Origin of the sequence: Pseudomonas sp. BF-R-26 (genome assembly GCF_019947395.1) — a bacterium.
Classification (GTDB): Bacteria; Pseudomonadota; Gammaproteobacteria; order Pseudomonadales; family Pseudomonadaceae; genus Aquipseudomonas; species Aquipseudomonas farris.
In genome coordinates this window covers 309,330-329,199 of the sequence record NZ_JAGYGK010000007.1, presented here as the reverse complement: position 1 = coordinate 329,199, position 19,870 = coordinate 309,330, and the positions used below count along the sequence as shown (strand labels likewise).

At 60.5% G+C, this 19,870-nt stretch carries 12 protein-coding genes; 4 read left to right on the top strand and 8 right to left on the bottom strand.

The window, feature by feature from the left end:
- Positions 1 to 150 precede the first annotated feature (150 nt).
- Complete coding sequence (locus KGB18_RS12845) at positions 151 to 1,170, top strand: substrate-binding domain-containing protein (RefSeq protein WP_223570070.1); 1,020 nt, start codon at positions 151 to 153, stop codon at positions 1,168 to 1,170.
- A complete protein-coding gene (locus KGB18_RS12840; RefSeq protein WP_123722417.1) occupies positions 1,158 to 4,157 on the top strand; it encodes an EAL domain-containing protein in 3,000 nt (999 codons plus the stop codon). Before KGB18_RS12845 ends, KGB18_RS12840 begins: the two co-directional genes overlap by 13 nt.
- A 102-nt stretch (positions 4,158 to 4,259) precedes the next feature.
- Here the strand turns inward: KGB18_RS12840 and KGB18_RS12830 are convergent, their stop codons facing one another.
- On the bottom strand, positions 4,260 to 5,648 hold the full coding sequence (locus KGB18_RS12830) for a PLP-dependent aminotransferase family protein (protein ID WP_123722418.1): 1,389 nt from the start codon (positions 5,646 to 5,648) through the stop codon (positions 4,260 to 4,262).
- A gap of 349 nt (positions 5,649 to 5,997) precedes the next feature.
- On the opposite strand from KGB18_RS12830, the gene KGB18_RS12825 reads away from it, so the two are divergent.
- Positions 5,998 to 7,203 (top strand): benzoate/H(+) symporter BenE family transporter, encoded by a 1,206-nt coding sequence (locus KGB18_RS12825; RefSeq protein WP_223570036.1) that lies wholly within the window; start codon positions 5,998 to 6,000, stop codon positions 7,201 to 7,203.
- On the top strand, positions 7,200 to 8,438 hold the full coding sequence (gene glyA / locus KGB18_RS12820) for a serine hydroxymethyltransferase (RefSeq protein ID WP_223570035.1): 1,239 nt from the start codon (positions 7,200 to 7,202) through the stop codon (positions 8,436 to 8,438). Before KGB18_RS12825 ends, glyA begins: the two co-directional genes overlap by 4 nt.
- A 115-nt stretch (positions 8,439 to 8,553) precedes the next feature.
- On the opposite strand, the gene KGB18_RS12815 is transcribed toward glyA, so the two are convergent.
- The 7 genes from KGB18_RS12815 to bcsB are packed head-to-tail and all read right to left on the bottom strand — an operon-like array spanning position 8,554 to position 19,836.
- Entirely contained in the window at positions 8,554 to 9,705 is a 1,152-nt protein-coding gene (locus tag KGB18_RS12815; RefSeq protein ID WP_223570034.1) for an alginate O-acetyltransferase AlgX-related protein, read from the bottom strand.
- Positions 9,705 to 11,114, bottom strand: coding sequence for an MBOAT family O-acyltransferase (locus KGB18_RS12810; RefSeq protein ID WP_223570033.1), 1,410 nt, complete (start codon positions 11,112 to 11,114; stop codon positions 9,705 to 9,707). The genes KGB18_RS12815 and KGB18_RS12810 overlap by 1 nt, the downstream gene beginning before the upstream one ends.
- An 18-nt stretch (positions 11,115 to 11,132) precedes the next feature.
- The gene (locus KGB18_RS12805; RefSeq protein WP_223570032.1) at positions 11,133 to 11,807 is read right to left on the bottom strand and encodes an alginate O-acetyltransferase AlgF; all 675 of its coding nucleotides are present in this window, start codon (positions 11,805 to 11,807) and stop codon (positions 11,133 to 11,135) included.
- Positions 11,804 to 12,472, bottom strand: a complete 669-nt coding sequence (locus KGB18_RS12800; protein WP_123722424.1) for an SGNH/GDSL hydrolase family protein — start codon at positions 12,470 to 12,472, stop codon at positions 11,804 to 11,806. Before KGB18_RS12800 ends, KGB18_RS12805 begins: the two co-directional genes overlap by 4 nt.
- 17 nt (positions 12,473 to 12,489) lie before the next feature.
- Positions 12,490 to 16,353: a cellulose biosynthesis protein BcsC gene (locus KGB18_RS12795; RefSeq protein ID WP_223570031.1), complete on the bottom strand. Its 3,864-nt coding sequence runs from the start codon at positions 16,351 to 16,353 to the stop codon at positions 12,490 to 12,492.
- Positions 16,329 to 17,570 (bottom strand): cellulose synthase complex periplasmic endoglucanase BcsZ, encoded by a 1,242-nt coding sequence (gene bcsZ, locus KGB18_RS12790; RefSeq protein ID WP_223570030.1) that lies wholly within the window; start codon positions 17,568 to 17,570, stop codon positions 16,329 to 16,331. The genes KGB18_RS12795 and bcsZ overlap by 25 nt, the downstream gene beginning before the upstream one ends.
- A 7-nt stretch (positions 17,571 to 17,577) precedes the next feature.
- Positions 17,578 to 19,836 carry a cellulose biosynthesis cyclic di-GMP-binding regulatory protein BcsB gene (gene bcsB / locus KGB18_RS12785; protein WP_123722427.1) on the bottom strand — a complete coding sequence of 753 codons (2,259 nt, stop codon included), beginning with the start codon at positions 19,834 to 19,836 and terminating at the stop codon, positions 17,578 to 17,580.
- Positions 19,837 to 19,870 lie beyond the last annotated feature (34 nt).

Sequence of the window (19,870 nt, the reverse complement as noted above, 5' to 3'; positions counted from 1 at the left end):
GGCTCCAGACCCGGCATCACATGCGGTGATCGAACCCGTCTGATCAGGCCCTGGTTACTCAGGCCCTGGTTACTCGGGATGGCTTCAATTACGGCTTTCTGTCTTTTCACGGCAACGCCCGGATACGCTGTCGAAAGCGCCACGGTTACGGTGATTCAAGCGCAGGAAATCGTTTCCAGGGCCACCCTCGAAGCCGTTCGCTGGAGCGGCCCTGAATCCGGCCCGCGAGCTCTGCGGGGCAAGAACATCGCCCTTGTCGCAGAAGACCTGCGTAACGGAGGAATTGTCGGTGTCGCGCAGGGTGCTCGCGAGGCAGCCAAGGCGATGGGCTGGGCGCTGAAGATATTCGATGGCGCCGGATCATCGGCCGGTCGCGCAAAGGCCTTTTCCGATGCCCTGGCAGCGAAACCCGACGGCCTCATTCTGTGCGGCTCCGATGCCCTTGAGAACAATGCCGCGCTGATCCTCTTCGCCAACAGGGATGTGCCAGTGGTTGGCTGGCACGCCGGGGCACGCCCCGGGCCGATTGACGGCACGCCGGTGGCCATGAACGTCACGACCGATCCACTCGAAGTGGCTCGCCTCACGGCCATGGCGGCAGTGGCACAGTCAAACGGACGCGCCGGCGTGGTCATCCTGACCGACTCCAAGTACAGCATCGCCATGGCGAAAGCCAAGGCCATGGAAAACGTCATTCGGGCCTGTCGGGACTGTACGTTGCTGGAAGTGCGCGATGTCGCGATCTCCGAAAGTGGCGAGAAGATGCCGGCGATCACCAAGGAGCTGCTTCAGCGCTATGGCAAGCGCTGGACCCACACGCTGGCCATCAACGATATCTATTTCGACTACTCGATTGCCTCATTGACCAGCGCTGCAATACCCAGTGACGGCATCAGTCTGTTGTCTGCCGGTGATGGCAGCGCTTCGGCTTTCTTGCGCATACAGGCAAAAACCTACCAGACCGTCACCGTGGCCGAGCCGCTCAACCTGCATGGCTGGCAAGTGATAGATGAATTGAACCGGCTGTTTGCAGGTCAGCCGGTGAGCGGCTTCGTAGCGCCGATTCACTTGGTCAATGCCGACAATATCGCCTTCGACGGCGGTAAGAAATTTCAGTACGACCCTGACAATGGCTATCGAGACATCTATCGCCACCAATGGAATCCCTGATATTGGACGTTACTTCCCGGCTCGGACGCCGACTATTGCCGCAATCGCTACGCGCACAGTTCACACTGGCGTTTCTGACGCTGGCGCTGCTGATCCTGGCGGGTGGTGCCACTGCGGTCTATGCGTTGCGCACGTCAAACAGCGCCACCCGCCAGCTGACGGATGAACGACTGGTCCGCATGCAAAATGGGCAAGACATGCTGCAGCGTACTTTGCTGATCGAACGTCAGACCGATCAGCTTCTGACAACTCGCTCGCCCGACACCCTGCGTTCAAGCTATGCGGCGACCGTCCAACAGCTTGAAGCCCTTGATCAACTGGTGCAGCAGCTGACTGCCGCGAACAGTGGCGTGGCGATACTCGACATGCATCAGTCGAGTCAGATGTTCCGCAATACCGCCAACATCGTTGCGCAGCTGCGAGAAAGCCTGCTGCAAACCGAGGTCACCTTCGAGCAAACCCTGGAGGATCACACCGCCCGGTTAACCGCGACCCAGACCCGGGCCAGCCTGGAACTGGCAGTGTTACTTTTCGATCTGCCGCAGGCTGTTGACAGTGATGCCGTGCAAGAACTGCGGACCCGATATGAGCGCCTGTCACGTACCGCAGGCAAGTTACCCGACGCGGATGTGCAGACGCCCGATCTCTTCTCCCTGCGCCTGAGGCTCATCAATCAGTACAACGTCATACAGCGCTTCAATGAGGAACTGAAGAATGAGGCCGGGGTTCTGGTTGCGGTGGCCCGTGCGCAATCCAGTGCTTACACCGAAGACTATCGCGAAGCCGTGCAGCGCCTGGTCGAGGCCTCAAATCGTAGCCAGCAATGGGTGCTGATCATGTTGGGCGCCAGCCTGGTGTTCGCCTGGTTTGTAACCCGGGTCTTCATGGGCCGTCATGTGCTCGTGCGCCTGAATGAAATAAGCCGGCAATTGCGTCAGGAACACACTGACAAAACGCATGTGATGATGACGGAACATGGCAAGGACGAGATCGGCAACATGGCTCGCGCGGTGAATCAATTCCTCAAAGACCGACTTCAGCTGGAAAAAAGAACGGTCCAATTGAGTATCGCCACAGAGCGGCTCGCCGTGCAAAACAGCCGATTAGAGCAAGAAGCCGTCATCCGTGCCGGGCAAGGTCATGTCCTGGAGCTGATAGCCAGGAGCACCGAGCTTGCCGAAGTCCTCGAAAGCCTGGCTCACCTGGTCGAGTCCCAACTGGAGGGGATGGTGGTGTCCATCCTGGTGCTGGATGAGGAGGGCAAGCACCTGCTGCACGGGGCTGCGCCCAGTTTGCCGAAAGCCTATAACCAGCTCATTGACGGGATTGCGATCGGTCCGAACGTCGGTTCATGCGGCACCGCGGTGTATCGACGAGAACCGGTCATCGTCACCGATATCGAGCTGGATCCGCTGTGGGAAGAGTACCGTTCAGTCGCTGCGCCCTATGGATTTCGCGCCTGCTGGTCGACGCCGATTCTGTCCCATGAGCGAAAAGTATTGGGTACGTTTGCCTTGTATTCCAGCACCGTACGCAGCCCTAGCTCGATCGAGACGCGACTGATCAACATGGCGACACCTCTTGCCGGCATTGCGATAGAACGCCAACTGACCGAAAAGCGCATTCGCTATATGGGTGACCATGACGCACTGACCGGGCTGCCGAATCGCACACTGCTCGAAGACCGTCTCAAACAGGCAATACTTTATGCTCAGCGCTACAGCCGGCTGGTGACGGTGGTGTTTCTCGATCTGGACAAATTCAAACTGGTGAATGACAGCCTTGGGCACAGTGCTGGAGACGAACTGCTGAAAACCGTCGCCCAGCGCATGCTGGCATGTGTACGCCGCACCGACACCGTCGTGCGACTGGGTGGCGACGAGTTTGTGATCATCCTGTTCGACCAGCCTTCAGACCTCGACGGCGTTACTCCAGCCCTGCACAAAATCCAGGAAGCCATCCTGCGACCGATTCAGCTCAGCGGACATACACTCCACGTCACCTGCAGCATGGGGTTGGCCACTTACCCTGCCGACGGCAGCGATACCGAAACGTTGCTCAGCAATGCGGACGCCGCCATGTACCGGGCCAAGGAGCTGGGTCGCAACAGTTACCAGTTCTATACGAGCGAGATGAATAACAAGGATCAGGGCAAGCTCGCCATGCAAGACGGGCTTCGAAACGCACTCAACCATGACGAGTTCCTGCTGCTGTACCAGCCACAGGTGGATTTGCAGTCAGGTCAGATTATCGGCGTAGAGGCATTGATCCGCTGGCAGCACCCCGAGCTCGGCATGGTGTCTCCAATCAAATTCATTCCGCAGGCCGAAGAGACCGGGTTGATCGTGCCCATCGGCGACTGGGTGATTCATACCGCGTGCAAACAGAACAAGGCCTGGCAGGATGCGGGCTGGCCGCCGATCACCATGTCGGTGAATATTTCAGCACGCCAGTTCATCGAAAGGGACCTGATCGACCGGGTGAGGCATGCCTTGCAAGAAACCGGACTGGACCCGAAGTACCTTGAGCTGGAGCTGACCGAAAGTCTGATCATGCAAGACCTTCAGCAAGCCATCAGCAAAATGAAAGAACTGCAATCAATGGGGATCAGTCTCTCGATCGACGACTTCGGCACCGGCTACTCCAGCCTCGCAGCATTGAAAAGCTTCCCGATCGCGAGACTCAAGATCGACCAGTCTTTCGTGCGCGATCTGCCCGACAACGAGAACGACAAAGCCATCGCCACCGCAGTGATTTCGTTGGGGCACAAACTGAACCTCAAGGTCATTGCCGAAGGTGTCGAAACCGAAGAGCAGCAAACCTTCCTGCGTGAAAACGGCTGCGATGAAATTCAGGGCCATTTGTTCAGCTGCGCGGTCAGCTGCGATGAAATCAGTCTGTTACTGCGTACGCCCCGGTTGCCTCAATCGAGCCACATTGCGAGCCCTGGCTCGGTAAGGCGTACCCGGCATGCCAGAACAGATTGATCTCGATTTTCGGCAACTCCAGGGACGGCGGTAGAACAGCGAGCCCGAAGGGCTGTTCGCAACTGATGGCGAATCGTTCGGGCACTGTTGCCCTGCGGTGACTCAATAGTGCAGTCGCGGGTCGGAATCGATCAGGCTGGCCAGTTTGGTCAAGGCGAAGCGCAGTTCGTCCTGGCTCGTGGGTGACATCAATACCAGCCGCACACAACGGGTAGTTCCGGAGCGTTCAGCCTGGAACTGGGTGCCACTGAGTACGAGCACACCGTTGGCTCGGGCGAGCATGGTGAACTCGTCGCTGGTCCATGGCTCGGGCAGCGTCAACCAGACGTGATACGAATAGGGTTGAGTCTTGAGCTCGAAATTGGCAAAGATTTCCTGGGCAATCGCTTGCCGCCCGGCCGCTTCATTGCGCTGGATGCGGATCAGTTTTTTGTCCAGGCCTTCGGTAATCACATTGCTGGCCAGTTGCGCTGTCAACGGCGACGGCATCCAGACGCTGCTGCGCACCATCGAGGTCAGGCGTGACAGCAGTTTCGGCGGGCTATAGATGTAACCGACGCGCAGTGCCGGCATCACCGACTTCGACAGGCTGGTCAGGTACACCGAACGGTCTGGCGCAAACGCCGACAGCGGCTTGATCGACGGATCGGTGGCGAGGAAGCCATAGATGTCATCGTCGAGGATGATGAAGTCGAACTCTTCGGCCAATGCCGCGATTTGGGCCCGGCGCTTTTGCGACATGATCGCCGCCGTCGGGTTCTGGCAGGTTGCCACGCACACCAGCATCGCCGGTTTCTCTCGCTCGCACAGTTCGCGCAACGCTTCGGGAATGATCCCTTCGTCGTCCATCGGTACGCCACGCAGGCGGCGCTCAAGGCCATGGGCCAGGGAAATAATGCCGGGGTAGCAAAGCGCTTCGCAGAGCACCAGGTCACCGGCGTTGGTCAGAGCGCTCATCGCGACCATCAAGCCATGCTGGGCCCCGGCAGTGATCACCACTTGCTGCCATTGCGCATCGGGCAACGAATGGCGCAACCACTGCGCGCCCGCCTCGCGATGCGCCGGGTGACCGCCGTCCGGTGCGTAATCCAGGGCTCGGGTGAAATCGGTGCTTTTGGCCATCCCCACCAGGGCGTCGCGTAACCAGTACTCCAGGGTTTCGCTGTAGGGCTTGATGATCGAAAGATCGAGTAACTCGGATTGCCCCAGATTCAGCGGCGCGGCGCTGTTGCTCGCCGGCAGTTCCAGCTGCTTCTGGTTGAGCACATAAGTACCACGCCCCACTTCCCCCTGCACCAGGCGACGCCGATGGGCTTCGCTATAGGCCCGGCTAATGGTGCCCGGCGTGACATTCAGGGTCGTGGCCAGCTCCCGCAGGGTCGGCAGGCGATCGCCTTCATTCAACACGCCGTTACTGATATCGCGCGCCAACGCATCGGCAATCGACAAGTACATCGGCTGGCTGAACTCGCTTAGCTGGGGAACCCACATGGATGATCACTGCCCATCGTAGAAATGATGAATATCCGAGCATATCACATGGAGGTTAGGCATCTAATAAATCGACCCAATCTATGAATTGATTCGATTGATTTGGTCATTGAGTCGATATCAATTGTTCGAATATGATTTTTTTCACGAAATTAATTTCCTTATAAATCAAATAAATAAATGAATAATCACCGAAAAGCAGGCACTGATAGCAAAAAAACATCTCGTAACAACCTCACCACCTATTGAATCAATTCAATTCATTCAAATACACTCATGTCGAATCGAGTCAATCGACTCAATCTCCCCCGGGTCACCGCGCGACTCTGCCGCGCCAAGTCGAGATATCATGGACACACTCAGAAAGGATCTATCCCTGTCAGCCGTCATTGCGGGCTTTATTGCCGTAATCATTTCCTACGCCGGCCCCTTGATCATCGTGTTTCAGGCAGCCAAGGAAGCGCACCTGCCCAACGATGTGGTGTCTTCGTGGATCTGGGCCATTTCCATTGGCAGCGGAATTACCGGCCTGTTCCTGAGCTGGCGCCTGCGAGTTCCGGTGATCACCGCGTGGTCGACGCCGGGCGCGGCGTTGCTGGTGTCAATGCTGCCCACTGTTACTCTGCCTCAAGCCATCGGCGCCTATCTGGTGGCATCGGTGATCATTGCCGTGGTCGGTTTGTCCGGGGCGTTCGACAAACTGATGAGTCGCCTGCCCAAAGCCATCGCCGCCGCCATGCTCGCGGGCATTCTGTTCCGCTTCGGTGCCGAGCTGTTCACTTCGATCAAGCTGCAACCGGAACTGGTGCTGGCGATGATCGCGGTCTACCTGATCTTCAAACGCTTTTCGCCGCGCTACGCGATTCTGTCGGTACTGATTGTTGGCTGTGCTGTGGCCGCCTCGTTCGGCGAGCTCAACAGCGGCTCGATCACCATCGCCGTGGCCCATCCGGTCTTCATCACCCCCGAGTGGAGCTGGCACGCGATCATCAACATTGGCCTGCCACTGGCGCTGGTGACCCTGACCGGCCAGTACGTGCCGGGCATGGCGGTATTGCGCACCTCGGGTTACAACACCCCGGCGCGCTCGATCATTTCGGTCACCGCGATCGGCTCGATCCTGATGGCGCCGTTCGGCTCCCATGGCTTGAACCTGGCAGCGATTACAGCGGCGATCTGCACCGGCCGCGAAGCCCACGAAGACCGCGACAAACGCTACATCGCCGGGATCGCCTGCGGGGTGTTCTACATACTTATGGGCACTTTCGGCGCGACCCTGGCCTCGGTGTTTTCCGCCTTGCCAAAAGAGTTGATTGCCTCCCTTGCCGGCCTGGCCTTGTTCGGTGCAATCAGCGCCGGGCTGACCGGTGCCATGGCGGACGAGAAACAACGGGAAGCGGCGTTGATTACCTTCCTGGTGACGGCCTCGGGTATGAGCTTCCTCGGTTTGGCCGCTGCATTCTGGGGCTTGATCTTCGGCCTCGCGGCGCACTTCGTACTGACCTACACCCGGGAAAGCAAAGCCGCTGCCCTGGCTGAGGGCAGCCGACCATGAGCCTGCAAAATTTCGACCCCGCCATTGCCCGCCTGATCGACCGCGAACGCAATCGCCAGGAAACCCATCTGGAGCTGATCGCTTCAGAAAACTATGTCAGCGAAGAGGTGCTCCAGGCCCAGGGGTCGGTGCTCACCAACAAGTACGCCGAAGGCTATCCGGGCAAGCGCTATTACGGCGGCTGCAAGGTCGTCGATGAGATCGAAAACCTGGCCATCCAACGCGCACGCAAACTGTTCAACTGCGAATACGTCAACGTCCAGCCGCACTCCGGATCCCAGGCCAACCAAGCAGTTTTTCTGGCGGTGCTCGAACCCGGCGACACGATTCTGGGGATGTCCCTGGCCCACGGCGGGCACCTGACCCACGGTGCCTCGGTGAATTTTTCCGGCAAGTTTTACCGGGCGTTTTCCTACGGGCTGGAGAAAGAAACCGAAACCCTCGACTACGCCGAAATGGAAGCGCTGGCCCGGGAACACCGACCGAAAATGATCATCGCCGGGGCCTCGGCGTATTCCCGGACCATCGACTTCCAGCGATTTCGCAATATCTGCGATGAGATCGGCGCTTACCTGATGGTCGACATGGCGCACTATGCCGGGCTGATCGCGGCGGGCGTGTACCCGTCGCCGGTCGGCATTGCTGACTTCATCACCTCCACCACCCACAAAACCCTGCGGGGCCCACGCGGCGGTTTGATCCTGGCCAAGGCGCAATACGCAGCGCTACTCGATAAGACGATTTTCCCGGTTTACCAGGGTGGGCCGCTGATGCACGTCATCGCCGCGAAGGCCGTGGCGTTCAACGAAGCCTTGAGCGATGGATTCAAGCATTACCAGCAACGGGTGATCAGCAACGCCAGGACCATGGCCGACATTCTCACTCGGCGGGGTTTGCGGGTGGTGTCCGGCGGCACTGATTGCCATATGTTCCTGCTTGATCTGCGTTCGATGAACATCACCGGCAAAGATGCCGAAGCGCTGCTGGAAAGTGCTCACATCACGCTGAACAAAAATGCGATCCCCGACGATCCGCAGAAACCGGCGATCACCAGTGGCATTCGCATCGGCACATCGGCGTTGACCACCCGTGGTTTCGGTGAAGCGGAATGCGCGGAAGTGGCGAACCTGATCGCCGACCTGTTGGAACAACCGAACAACGCGGCGCTGCTGGATAACATCCGGTGCCGGGTGATGCATTTGTGTGAATGCTTTCCGGTGTATCTGCAGGTTTGATTGCTGGAGGAACAATTAACCCGTCAGCTTTTGGCCCGGAGCGTGTAAAAAACGCTCATGGGTGCCTTGATCGCCGCACTACGTCTGGGAGGGCCTGAAGCGCCCCGCGATTGGCCTACCGCAACGAGCGATAGGCAATGGGGTCGATGTAAGCCGACTGCAGGTCCCGCTCCGGGATCTCCCAGATGATTTGCTTTGGTGGCGTTTCTTTGGAGGCCGGGTTGTTGAGGTAGCTGTTTGCCGCGCCAGAGAACGCTCCGCCGTCTTTGGCGAAGTTACCCACGGGGGCGCCTAGTGCCTGCTGCAGAAACCCTGCGAAGTTGGAGTTGCGTGAGAATGAAGTGCCGATGAGCACGGTGTTGGGGAGGTCGGCATCGCCAAAGAGGTCTGCCTCAGAATCAGGGCTGTCGGCTGACGCAACGGGAAGTTCATGGGTGCTGGTTTGGGCGACCATTTCGGGCGCGGGTTGCCATTTGAGCGGCAGCCAGTCGATGCCCGCCAGATGGACCAGATCGCCAGGTCGCACCGCGAGCGGGGCATGACTTTCGTTGAACGACCTGCGTGGCGTTGCGCTGATGCCCAGGGTCTTCAGGCGCTGTGCGATGGCAGCGGCCGCCGCCTTCGCACCGGATTCGCTCCAGTGGGTATCAGTGCGCAACCAGGCACTGGCCCCCAGTGGCATCAGCGCACCGGTGAGGTCCAGATTCGACACGCCAGCCACATCCAGCTTCGAGGTCCAGGCCCGGATGCGCCCTTCAAGAACGGCTGGGCGGTGCAGTGCACAACGCTGCTCAGCAGCAATGCGGCTCTTGTCTGGAACGATGACCACCAGCAGGCTGATGTCACGTTGGGAGAGCTGCTGCTTCAGATCAATCACTGCCTGGACTTTGGCATCGGCATTGCGCTGCGCTTGATGATTGACCTTGAGCTCATCGGCCAAAAACAACCAGTCAGGACAACCCGAGCGAACCCTCGGCCCGGTGTCACCGAGGAGCAGCCAACTGACACCTCGCTCCAGCTCGGCAAAGGTCGTGGGGAGTTGAGCGTTTGACAGTTCCTTGGCGATCCGATGCGTGATTTCGCCGTCAAGAATCTGCGGGGGCAGCACTTTATCGGGTAGCGAGATTTGCCCTGAGACAATCAGACGGCCAGAGGACAGCAGTCCGACGAACAGGAATATCAGCAGCGCCACGCCTGCCAACCGACTGCTGCGTGTCGTCAGATCATCTGGCGGAGTGGGGGGCGGGGTGTGCTTTGGGGTCGTCATCAGAATTGGAAGTACAGGAAAGGTACGGTTTCGCGACTGGCGATCAGTGCGAACGACAGCATGAAACCGGCGATGGGCCAAAGGGCGGCGGTGTAGAGAAAAAGGCCGCCCAGTTGTTTCTCACAGTAAGGGCGCAGCAGCGGTGCGATCACACCGAACACACCCAGCAAGCCCGCAAGGCCATGTACCGGGCGCAGGGTTGCGGACAGTTCATCACCGAGGGCGATGCCCTGCAGGCCGAACTGTCCGGCATACAGGCGTAGCGCGCTGTGAAAGTCAGGGGCGCGGAACAGTGTCCAGGCCAGGCAAACGAACAGCAGTGTCAGCCCATGGGAAAGCACCGGCGGTACCGGGGGCAGGGTAGAGCTGTTCCAGGCACGATTCACACACAACGCAATGCCATGAGCGCTGCCCCACAGCAGATAATTCCAGCTATCGCCACCGTGCCAGAGGCCGGCGATGGCCATGATCAGGAACAGGTTGCGATAGGTTTTCCAGGTGCCATTGCGATTGCCACCCAGCGAAATATACAGATAGTCACGTAACCAGCTGGACAGCGACATGTGCCAACGACGCCAGAAGTCCTGGATGCTGTTGGCCAGATACGGACGGTCGAAGTTTTCGGGAAAGTGAAAGCCCAGCATCAGTCCCAGCCCAATGGCCATGGCGCTGTAGCCGGCGAAGTCGAAGAACAGTTGCAGGGAGTAGGCCAGGCAGCCGATCCAGGCGTCGGAGAAGCTGGGGTTGGGCAAACTGAACGCCACATCGACCACCGGCGACAGGGTGTCGGCCACCAGCACCTTCATGCACATCCCGACCATGAACCGGCGTGCGCCCAGCGAGAAATTCTGCAGGTTGAAGTAACGCTGATTCAGCTCACGCCGGACCCAGTCATAGCGAATGATGGGGCCGGCGACCGAATGGCCGAACATCGAAATATAGGTGGCGTAATTAATGAAGCTGCGTTCGACCGGCACGGTGCGGCGGTGTACATCCACCAGATAGGAAATCGCCTGCAATACGATAAACGATAGCCCGGCCGGCATGATGACCCGCTGCCAGTCCAGCGGCATGGCGCCATACCAAGTGACGGCATCGATCAACGTCCCAGCGACAATGTTGGCGTACTTGTACCAGCACAGCACCGCCGTGTTGAGCACTATCAATGTCGCGAGTAGTCGCACGCGACCCTTGCCTTCTTCCCGCAAGGCGTCAATCAGCAAGCCGCCGGCCCACGCCGTGATCGTCAGTACCACATGCACTGCAAGGAACCGGGGGCTCAACCAGCCATAGAACAGCCAGCTGCCGATCAGTAGCGTGACGTTACGCCAGGCGGCTGGGCACACGGCATAAGTGCACAAGAACAGCGGCAGGAACAACGTCAGAAACTCGAGAGAGGCAAAAACCATGGTAGTGGCGCGATCCGATCAGTGGGCCAGGACGTCAGTCGCGAGCAACAGGTATGGACCATTTGCGCCAGGTAGCAGCACAACGCTGTAGCGTTCGCCGGCCTTGAGCTGGCCCAGGTCAAGCGGGGCACCGACGTTGGTTTGGGCGCAAACCAATTGAACCGACAGGCTGACCGGGTTGATCGTTCGGCGTTGCACGCTGCCGTCGGCCACCTCCTTGAACAGGTTGGCGTTCTTCCCCGCTGCGCGCAAACCGGCCTGGGTGCACGCAGGATCGGCGCTGATAAACGCCAGCGAAGCCTTCAGGCTATTGAAGTCGTCGGGTTGCTCACGGATGACGACCTGGCGGATACCTTGAGCGCTGTCTGGCAAAGCGATCACGCTGGCGAATTCGCCTGCTGCCACCTGGATGTCCAGCGGCTGGCTTTTGCCATTGCGTTCCAGGGTGCCCTTGATCGGCTGGTTGGCAGGCACGGGCAGGTAGTCGGAGACGGCATTCGAGCCTTCCAGTCTGAGGCTGGCCCGCGAGCCTTCGGCCAGCAGCTGCAAGGGGCGGTCGGCGGCGTTGATAAAGCGCAGGAAGGCCGAGTCCTGATCCGGGCCCGTCGGGTACAGGGCAATGTCGGCGGCCTGGGCGTGCAGGCTCAGCATCAAGGGCGCGAACAGCGCCCAGCCACATGCGGATCGGCTCATTTACCGGCTCCTGTGCTGCTGACGCGGTCGGCGGGCAATTTGGCCAATGCACCACCAATCGCAGTGCCCCATGCTTGATATCCGGCGACGGTGAAGTGCTGCCCGTCGGTGGTGATCCACTGCCCGGGTTTGGAGAACGCCAGCGAATCGATGTAGGTGCAAGGCGCCACGTTGGCGGCCAGAAATTGGGACATCAAATGGGTGCGCAGATCATTTTTTTGGTACATGCCACCGGCTTTGCCCCAGGCCGGGCCCACCCAGGCGCAACGGGTGCCGGTGGCCGCGATGGCCTTGGCCAGACCGGTGACGCTTTGCCATGCCCAGGCCTTCGGAAACACTGGCTTGTCATAGGACGCCATGGTGTCGCCGATGACCAGTACCACCAGATCGGGTTTGTCGGCGGCGATCAGGTCCTGGATCGGCGTGGTGGTTGCCTCGCGCCCTTTGATCACGATCTTGTCGTTGCCTTTGCGCTCGGCGCCGCAGTCGACCTTTTTGCTGATCAGCCAATCGCCGGCGCTGGCACCGCAGGCACCGATGGAATGAACCTGGGCGCCTTGGCGAGTCAGGTTGTCGTGCAGCGGCTCCAGCAAATGGTCCGCGAGGCTCATATGGCTCTCCCCAAGAACAAGGAGGGACAGGCCGGCAAGGGCAGAAGTGGGCATCGAAAACTCCAGAATGATCAGTTGGAATAAGGCGAGGTGTACGGGCTGACCGGCAGGCTCATGGGGCCGCTGATGTCTTCGAACTGGTAGCGCAAAGACAGGGCACCGCTGAGTTGTTGGTAGTCATGGGCGTTGTCCAGGCCCAGATTGGCGCCCAGCAGGAAGTTCGAAGCGACCTTGTATTCAGCCGCCGCAGCGATGCTGTAGCCGATCCCGGTTTTGTTTTGCCCTTCGTAGCGCAGGCCCGAGGCCGCTTGCATGGCTTTGTCGTTGGGGAAATAGTCGGCGCTGTCCTGCTCGAAATGCTGCACGCCGACCGAGCCCTTGACTTGATACGTCAAGCGTCCGGTGCGTTGTGCCCAGGTCACTGGCACGCCCAGGGCGAAGAACGTCTGCGGGCTGAAATAGCCGCCGTGGCCATAAGTGAAATAGTCCTGATTGTTGGCGTAGCTGATGCCGGTCATGCTCAGGCCGACGGTCAGCTTGCTGTCCGTTGCATTTTGCAGGTACCAGTAGACACCGCTGCCCAGCTCACCGCGGCTATTGGACTCGACATGGTTGCCCAATAGCTGGTGCCAGGAGGCGTAGCCATAGACGCCGACTTCGTTGTCGTCAAAGCTCAACTGGCCACGCCCGCCGTTGGCGGTCACGCCGCCCCAGGACTGCCCGCTGCGTTTGTCCGTGGTGCCGGCAAACGAGGTGACGCTGTCAGTCACCGGACGCCGGGAAACGCTCACGCCGTAACGGACGTTAGAGGTGTCGCTCACCGGGCGATCAATGCTGATGCCGCCGGTGGCGGTGGTGTACTTGAAGCCGAGCGGGGTGGTGCCGAGATCGGCTTTGAGCCCATCCGCGGGCCGTTGAATGGCGACGGAAAGACCGACACCCTCGGCTTTTTGCGAGCCGACGTTGCCACTTTGCGCACCGTTACCGAAACGCGACAGCGCCTCGCCGTTGACACTGCCGGCGTTCAGCGAGACCGGCGTCACGCGCAGGGCGACGCGGCTTTCATCCAGCGGGATATTGATTTCCAGCGGTGTCTCAATATCAGTCAGTTTGCTTAGCCCCGACTCACTGTTGTTGCTGCGAATGCTCACGCCCTGGGTGACGTAGGCACTGCGCTCCTGAAGGATTTTATTCAACGCCAGTTGCGCGGGGCTGATGTCCTCGATCACCAGTGCTGCGCGCGGCAGCTGCGACTCGAATCGATTGCTTGCCTGCTGCGGTCTTGGCGGGACGTCGATGCCAAAAGGGGTGTGAGACCTCACGCTGCCCGGCATCTCCTGAACCGGTGGCGGGATCGCTGCCAGCAAGCTATCGCGACTGACCTCGCTACGTGGACCCGACACCCCCGCAAAAGGGTTGGGTGCCATCGTCGAACCGGCCAGTTGGCCGCTCTGGCTTCTGCGTTTCTCGTTCTGTTCAATGGCCACCGCTTTGCGCAGCAGATCGGTCGCTGTGCCGGTCTTGCCCATGTTCTGGTAGAGGCGGGCGGCCTCTGTCAGCGTTTGAGGGTTGCCGGATTCAGTCTTGAGCAGCTGTTGCAGTGCCTGTTCGGCAAAGGCAGTGTCATGTGCCAACACCGCCGCGTCGGCGGCACCCAACAGCAGTTGCGGGTCGTTTGGCTGACGTTGTAACAGCGGTTTATAGAGTTCGAGGGCTTTTGCCGTGTCGTCATTGGCCGAGTACATCCGCGCCAGTGCCGCGACGGCAGCGCTGTCACCGGGGCGTTGCGCCAGGGCGGGCGCTAGCGTGTCATAAGCGCTGGCCAGATTGCCTCGTTCACGCAGCTGGTCAGCCTGGCGGATGCGATAGAGATAGAGCAGGTCGTCGAAACGCTTGCGAGCCGGCGCGTTCAAGGGCCTGTTTTGAAGGTCGCGCAGAATCTCGTTGACCTGTGCGTCTTCTCCGGCTTTAAGCAGGACCGCGGCGTATTGCAGGATGAAGTCCGCCGAGGGCGTCGTGGTGTTTTGCAACTGGCCGCGCATGAGGGCCAGCGCACGGGTTGGCTCGCCGATGTCGACATACGCCGAGGCCAGGCTCGCCGTGCGATCTGGACTGTTGTTGGCCATCGGCTGGATACGATCGAGCAAGGTCAGGGCTTCCTGGCGCTGTCCGCGCTTGCCCAACTCGATCGCCTGGCTGAGTTGCAGGTTGAGGCTGACATCAGCGGCCAGCGCTTCCATGTCCGGGGTGCGTTGGTCCGGGCGCAAGCGTCCCAATGTTGTCTGGGCGGCTTTCCACTCACCCATCTGGACCGACAGCAAGGCGCTGACATAAAGCGCATCGGCATTGTCGGGGCGGGCCTGGAGCATGGCGTTGATCAGGTCCCGAGCCTTTTGCGGTTCGCCCATCGCCAGGTTCAGGCGGGCCAGGGCGAAACGTGTCCAGATGTTGTCCGGCTCAACGCGCAGCGCGTCTTGCAAGGCGTTGCGCGCAGCGGGCAGGTCGTTGCGTTGTTCGGCGAGGGCGGCCAGTTGCGTCGCGCGCAAGGCTTGCAGGCGCGCGGACTGGCCGATCTTTGCCTGTCCGGTGGCGGGCAGGCTGTTGATCAGTTGCAGGGCTTCATCGTTCTTGCCGCTCTTGAGCAGCACATTGACCAGCCCTTCCTGTGCTTGAGGGTCGTCGCGGCGCTGGTTCAAAATCTGCCGATAGTTGCGCTGAGCGTCATCAAACTGGCCCGCGCTGGCCTGAATATCCGCCAGGGCGAGGCGAGCATCTACCCCGTTTGGATTCAGCCGCAGCGCCTGGTTGACCAAGACCTGTGCCTGGGCTGTCTGGCCTTTGGCCTGGGCGTCGCGGGCTTGCTGCAACGCTGACCAGTAGCGCACTTCGTTCAGCGCAACTTGCCAGCGGCTGCCGTCGCTTTGTCGCGTGGCCTGACTCAAGAGCTTTTCCGCTTCGGCCAGTCGGTGTTGCTGCTGGCGAATAACCCCAAGGCCGCCCAGCGCGTCAGCATCCTCGGGCCGGGTTTTCAAGCGCGCTTGAAAAGCCTGTTCGGCGGTGGCCTGATCGCCGTCTTTGAGCGCCTTCAGGCCGCGCGCGACGTCGGCGGGCGGTTGCCATTCCTTGCTGGCCGTCGTTGCCACCTGTTGCTTGCCCTTGTTCATCTGCGCCCGGACTTCCAGGTCATCCGGATGCGTCTTGAGGTACGCCTCGAACAACGGCACTTGTGCCGGATTGGGCGGACCGATCCAGGTCAGCGCCAGGCGCCAGCTTTCGTCGGCATCACCAGCAATGTCGGCACGCTGGGTCAGCGCGGCCAGGGCGCGGATGCCCTCGGCACGGCTGTCTTCTCGGCGGATCAGATGCTTGGCGTAAAACAGCGCGACGATCGAGTCGTTGGGCATCTCGCGTTGCAGGCGCTGAAGTCCGCTGCGTGCCTCAGCCCAGTCAGCCTGATTGAAGGCAAGGTTGTTGTAATACTCGCGGCCGATCGTACCTTGAGGTGGACGGCCATCGAACAGCGAGCGAAACACGGCGGTCGCCTTGTCACGCTCACCGGCATCGACGAGGCGCCGAGCCTCTTCCAGACGCTGCTGGTTCTGCGGTTGGGCCACACTGATGTCCTGCGCCAATTGCAGTGCCTGCCGAGGCGGTGGCTGGATGGCCTGCAAGCGGGCGAGGTATTGCTGCGCCTGTTGTGGCTTGCCCTGTTGCACGCCGATCAAGCCCAGGCCATACAGTGCGTCAGCTTGGACCGGGTCCAGCAGCAGGACTTTCAGCCAGACTTCCGCAGCGCGTTGGGGGTTGTTGTGCTGCTGCCAGTACTGCCCTTGCTCGACGAGTAATGTCTGTGGCGTCGGACTTTGAGCGTGGGCAGCAGCGGCCGTCCATGCGCTCATGACGGCGATGGCTAGCGTGCGGTGGTGCGCGTGCATGCGGTCTCCCAGGAGAGTTTCAGCGTTCCGTCTTCCCGGAATCGGTAATGTTTATCTGCCCATCCGAGGGCGAACAGGCTGAGCATGAAGTTGTAGTAACGCGGCGGACCGACATCGGCATCAGGCCTGGCCAGCGCCTCGTGCAAGGCGAGTTCCACGCGGCGTTGCAGCTGATCGGCCAACTTGGGTTGGCCCTTGGCCTGAAGGTAGGGAATCAGTGCAGCCCGGAATCCGAACGGGCTCTTACCCTGAACACTGCCGTGGAGAACCTGGACTGTTTCCGGGGGGGAACCCGTCGCGACCGTGCTGCGGGCCATGCCGTCCAGCCGTTTGAGCAGGAGCGCTGCCAGCGGTTCGGAGGGATCACTCATGCCCAGCCAGAGGTACACGCGAATGGCATCGTAGCTGCCCGTGTCGCCGTGGATCGGGTCGTTTACGAAGGCACCCGATTGCGCTGAAGTGCCTTGATAACCGACCCAGTCAGCGACGAAACCGTGGTGGCTCGATTGGGCAATCATCGTCGCGGTGTTGTTGGCAATCGCTTGCCAGGGCCCGGCGGGTGCTTCCTTGGCCAACCGTCGTAACAGTGGCAGTGGCAGGTAGCTGGGGTTCAGGCGCCAGAGAGCGTCCGGCTGGACGAAGCCCTGTGGTCCAGGCAACACCATCGGGCCCAGCCCGGGGAGCTTGACGACCAATTGCGCTTCAATCGTCGCCATCAGGTGCAGGGCGTCCTGGTGATAGTCCGGCCGATGCCACAGGCGTGCGGCTTCGAGCAAGGCGTAGGCAATCCACAGGTCGGCGTCGGCGGCCGAATTGGCGTCTTGCAGGCGCCACTGACCGTCCGTGCCTTGCCCCCATAACCAGCCCGGCAGGCGTGTGGCGGTAGCGGAGCCTGCGAGGTTGGCTGAGGTCCAGCGCCAGAGTTTGTCGAAGCGTGGCTGATCGTTGCCGATCAGTGCGAAGAGCATGCCGTAGGACTGCCCTTCAGAGGTGCTGTGATTGTTCTCCAGGCTCGATTCCAGAACCCGGCCGTCGGCCTGGACGAAGCGCGTTGCGTAGGTTTGCCACAGTGGCCAGGCTGGCGACTCACAGGATTTCCCGGCCGCTATCGCAGGCGCCAGCAGGGCAAGCGCAAGCACAGCGCTCAACCTGCGCGTGTTACCGCGCAGGCACTGGCGAAGTGAAACACCCCGGCTGCTCATGGACGACACAGGCATGCGTGGCTCATTGACCAAGACGACGTTTGGCTCGTACGCGCAGGGCCAGGTAGGCCATCGAAGCAAGCAGCAGGATCCCGAGGAGAGTGAACAGCATGAGCGCCATTACGTTTTGCGAGAGGTACCACTGCAGATAGCGCAATGGGCCCAAGCTCCCGACGTAATAATCCTGCTCGGCGACCAGCGATTCGACATGCTTGCCCCTGACCACCACCAGACTGCCTTGCAACTCGCGGGCGTTTTCTTCGCTGCTGAGCAGGGCGTTGGTTACGTCGGCCAAGCCGTTGGGCCTTGCGCTGGCGATAAACACCACACTGCGCCCACTCTTGAGCGGCGATTCGAATCCAGTCAGATATGCACTGCCGTCGTCAGCGGTAAACCTGAAGCTGCTGCGCGCTTCACGCAGATTGGTTTTCGTATCCGGGCTGATCCAGTTGCGCAGACGCAAGGGCAGGTCAGACAGTTCAAAGTACTGCGCAGCATCTTCGCCCTTGGCAGGCAGAAGGTTTCGCCATTGCTCCAGCAGCGGCTGATTGTTGCCCGAGGCGAGCACCAGCAAATCCCGGTCGCGTTGCTCGGCCACCTGGTCGGCGTGAACTACCTTCACGCCGGTGGCCGGATAACCGGTGGAGTCGCCGAAGCGGCCCAGCAGGGTCAGGTAGGCGCCCAGATCGGCTGGGCCTGGCTCGTTGGGCAGGATCACCGATGTTTCAGAAAGGTCGGCCATGCGGGTGAACGGGAAGCCACTGTCCTTGAACACCCCAAGGTTGGGCATGGCCATGAAATGTTCGTATTGGCTGAGGTCCAGGGTCGAGTCCGGGTCGATCACACCGCGCATGTTGTCGATGATGATGTCGCGGCATTCGCCCTGTTTGATGTAGTCATACATGAAGCGAAATTGCAGGCGTGATTGCAGCGCTACGGAATTGAGCGGCAACAGCATGCGCGACGTGCGGGCCAGGCTGTCGTCGGTTTTGAGCATCGCCAGCAGGCTGTCGCTGCTGCCGAGTTTCTCGATCGAAGGCAGATCGATCGACTTGATGAAGGTGTCGTTGAAGTTGACCAGCAACGAGGAGTTGGTGGAGACCGGTTGCGGCGTATAGCGGTATTTCAGGTCAAGTTGCGCACCGGGTTCACGCCAGTTGAACAGGTCGGGTGGCAAGCGCAGCGCAACCGTCATTTGCCCCGGGTTATAACCCGACACATTGAGTTCAGCGGGCTTCGCCAGTTCACCCAGGCGAACCGGGCGATCGGAGGGCAGCCAGTTAGGCGCGTCGTACGGTCGGCGTGGCTTGAGCGAGTCGATCCGGTCGATCACTACGCTCTGCCCGGAGAAGGCCGAGCCACCGAGAGCCAGCGCTGTCGCGGCGACCTTGAGATCGGCGCCATCGCGCCCGGAGACGATCAACAGTTTGCCCTGAACATCATTCGGGTTGCTCACGAGTGTCAATGTCGGCCCCGTGGCCTCTTTGATGGGTAAGCCACTCAAGGCCGTTGATTCGCTGCCGCTGACAAACACCACGGCGTTGCCTTTGGCCGGCAGGCTGGTGAGGCTGGCGGGGAAGGTTGCGCCGCGGTAGCTGGCCAGGGCGCCAAACCAGGACGACAGGATACCGGCGGCCTCAAGCTCAGGGCCGCCAGGGCGTCCGGCGAACACGAAGGGCAACTTCAGGGGCGAGGCGTCTCGACGATCGAACAAGGGCAGCGGCAGAGCGGACAGGTCGTTGGGCTGTTTGATCGAGGACACCTGGAGGCTCAGCTGGCTCTCGTTGCCGATCCGGGCCCACAGGCTGGAGTGCAAAGGGTCTTCACATTGCATCGTGTAGTGACCGATGAACTGCAGGCTGAGCCGGTTGAATTCGGTGATGGTCTGCGGCGGAATCTGCACGGTCCGGGTCTGCAATTTACCGGCCTCTTCCTTCGGGAGGGGCAGGCTGGCGGCCACTTGATCGTTGACCAGCACATTGATCTGCGAAAGGTCGGCCAGCAGCGCCGGTGAGTAGCTGTACTGCAGCGTGACCTGCGCCGCCGTGACGACTTCATCGGCGCGCACATCGAAGTTCACGCTGTCGGTAGCCTCCACGCCTTTAAGGGTCATCGAATAGCTTTTGCCCAGCTCCTTGAGGGTGCGGGTATAGCTGTTGCCCGGGGCATCGGTCCCGGGCAACGCTGCGACCGGCATCATCGCCGGCTCTGTGGCGGTGATTTGGGCGGCAGCACTCAATGCCCAGCCGCTCCAGCCCACTAGAGAGCAGGTGATCAGCATGAGTGAGCGACGAGGAAGAAAGGTCCGGCGAATG